Source organism: Streptomyces sp. NPDC006879, assembly GCF_042869595.1.
GTDB lineage: Bacteria > Actinomycetota > Actinomycetes > Streptomycetales > Streptomycetaceae > Streptomyces.
Genome location: NZ_JBIAGC010000101.1, coordinates 1 through 1,834, shown reverse-complemented (window position 1 = coordinate 1,834; position 1,834 = coordinate 1). Strand labels below are relative to the sequence as shown.

At 67.2% G+C, this 1,834-nt stretch carries 2 protein-coding genes; both read right to left on the bottom strand.

The annotated features are described in order from the left end of the window. Positions 1-85 precede the first annotated feature (85 nt). Positions 86-1,105 carry a hypothetical protein gene (locus ACFYMC_RS29705; RefSeq protein WP_388531244.1) on the bottom strand — a complete coding sequence of 340 codons (1,020 nt, stop codon included), beginning with the start codon at positions 1,103-1,105 and terminating at the stop codon, positions 86-88. An 85-nt stretch (positions 1,106-1,190) separates the two neighbouring features. Continuing rightward, positions 1,191-1,733: a hypothetical protein gene (locus tag ACFYMC_RS29700; protein ID WP_388531241.1), complete on the bottom strand. Its 543-nt coding sequence runs from the start codon at positions 1,731-1,733 to the stop codon at positions 1,191-1,193. Positions 1,734-1,834: the final 101 nt, after the last annotated feature.

Below are 1,834 nucleotides of genomic sequence, written 5' to 3'. Positions count from 1 at the left end.
CGGTCCCCGATCGCCTACGAGAACGACCTCCAGCCAGCTGCAACTACCCTGACCCAAGCCGCATAGACGTGTTCAAAATCCGGGGTCAAGGCCCGGTGTCCAGGGTGAGGAGGTTGGCCTGGGACCAGGCTGCCTTGAACGGGCCGTCCAGATCCGTTCCGGTCAGGCTTGCCTGCGGGCCCAGGTCCTTGCAGCGGCCCTCGCCAAGGTCGAGGACTGCCAGGTGGTTGTGCCCTTGCGTGGTAAGCGCAGTGGCGTACCGGCGGCCGTCAGCGGAGACCACTCCGCGGCCGGCCGGTACGCCGGTGTCGCAGTCGGGCAGCGGCTGGCCCTTGCCGGCTGTGGTGTCGTACACAGTGATGCAGTCGGCCTTGCCGCAGTCAGGCTGGCGCCACAGCACGCGTGCCCCTCCGGCGCTGACGATGGTGACGTCCTTCGCCAGGGTGCGCGATGTCTGGTGGGTGCCGGGGTCGAGGAGGACCACATCGGTCCGTGCCTTCTTCGCGTTGCCGAGGCTGGAGTCATCAGCCGTGGTGAGCAGCCCGATCATGCCGCGGCCTCCGTCCGCTAGCGGCCTGATGCCGCACGGGAGCGCAGAGCCCACCGGGCCGGGCCGACCCGAGAGTGCGTACTGCCTTACCGTGTAGCGCGCGGTCACCGATTCGGGCAGGTCCTGGCCGGCGCAGGCTGTCTGTGCGGGCTCCTCGGTGACGGCCCAGGCATTGTGACGCTGGTGCGAGGCGAACCAGGCCACAGCGGGCCCGAGGACGACAGCACGCTCGGGGCTGGCGGGATCTATGGCGACCAGGGCGCCGTCGTCCACGCCTACGATTTCCCCGGTTGGAAGCTGGCTTTGCCCCGAGAGCGTGAAGACGTCCTCGGTCGGTTCGGCTCCGGCGGGGCGCTCCGCAGCAATCTTCACAGGGGCATCGATGCCGTCAAGAATGCCGATTCTTCCCCCGAGGTTGAGGACAATGCCACGCGCGGACACGGTCTGGGGGTCTTCGCCCGCACCGCATCCGGTCAGGATCAAGGCGCCGGCTGCGGCGGCAGCGAGCCACTGCCACGGGCGGGTTGCGTATGTGGGGCGGTGCGTGGCTGCCATGTCGGCTCCTTGACGCGGTTTAAGGAAGTGTGACGGATACACCGCCGGGGGCTGAGCTCGGGAATCAGCCCCCGGCGGTGGGCTGTTACGGCTTGGGCGTGCAGGGGCTGCTGGCGATGCACTCCGAGAAGAACGGGTAGACGGTGATCCCGCCCAGGGTGCCCTCGTTACCGAGGAACCTCGCGCCGCAGGTCGCGGTGTCCTGCCAGCGCTCGATCACGTACGTGGTCCGCTCGATCTTGGGCGTGGTGTAGCCGTACTTGCCGCCCGGCACCTCCATCCAGTTGGTGACCGTCCTGCCCTTCTCGGTCTTCTCGGTGATGTCACGCGACAGTGTCGCCTCGACCTTCGCGATCCCCCAGGACGTGCTGCCGGTCAGGCCGGAGCTCCACGTGGTCTCCTTCGATGTCGTTGTCGACATCGCGTACGTCAGACGCGAGGTGGCAGATGAACCGTTCCGCTTGCCCGCGGTGTTGCCGATCGGCTCGTAGCCGGACTTGATCCGCACGACCTTGTTCCAGACATCCGGCGGGCAGCCCTGTTCCCCCGGAGTCGCGGCCTGAGCCTGTGGGATGGCGAGCATCCCCACCCCCAAAGCAAGAGCACTCGCCAGGGCAGCCTTACGCATAGTAGATGAGCTGTACTGAGATTTGTGGAGTCCCTGATGCCAGGGTTACGGTCCTGGCGAAGGAGAACCACCAGCACCATGGCAGCACCCCGTAAATACCC

What these genes read in the sequence shown, in the direction of transcription:
- ACFYMC_RS29705 (WP_388531244.1), bottom strand. Translation starts at nt 1,105, where the DNA reads ATGGCAGCCACGCACCGCCCCACATACGCAACCCGCCCGTGGCAGTGG.
- ACFYMC_RS29700 (WP_388531241.1), bottom strand. Translation starts at nt 1,733, where the DNA reads ATGCGTAAGGCTGCCCTGGCGAGTGCTCTTGCTTTGGGGGTGGGGATG.